At 47.3% G+C, this 527-nt stretch carries 1 protein-coding gene; it reads left to right on the plus strand.

Annotated elements, in window-relative coordinates:
- The coding region (locus FJQ58_RS00275; RefSeq protein ID WP_139990473.1) for an ABC transporter substrate-binding protein at positions 1-527 on the plus strand (527 nt) is incomplete at both ends.

The following is a 527-nucleotide window of genomic DNA, read 5'->3' on the forward strand; positions in this document are numbered from 1 at the left end:
ATGCAAAAGACGGCAATTATTACGGCATAGATTTCCATGTTGGAGCAGCCGTCATCTACTATAACAAAGAAATTCTCGACAAAGCAGGCGTCAATGCTGACGATATTAAAACATGGGCCGATTTCGAAACGGCAGGCAAGAAGGTACATGAAAAAACCGGTGTACCGATGACTACAATTGAATCAGCCGATTTGTGGTCGCTATGGCCGCAGGTAGCACAGGCGCCAGGAAATGACGACCTCCAAACCGCTGATGGTAAAATTAATATTACAAGCCCAATTGTTGCCNTTAAATGGCAGCAAGGCTTGATCAAACAAGGCATTGCCATAGCGACACCGGGCGGCAATCATCACAGTGAGGAATATTATGGCTTAATGAACAGCGGCGGCTCAGCTTCCGTATGGATGCCGATGTGGTACATGGGCCGGTTCACTGATTATATGCCGGATTTGAAAGGCAAAATTATTATTAAGCCAATGCCAGCTTGGAAAGTAGGGGATCCGCGCTCTGCAGGAATGGGCGGTACG

This window comes from Paenibacillus paridis (assembly GCF_006345825.1).
Classification (GTDB): Bacteria; Bacillota; Bacilli; order Paenibacillales; family Paenibacillaceae; genus Pristimantibacillus; species Pristimantibacillus paridis.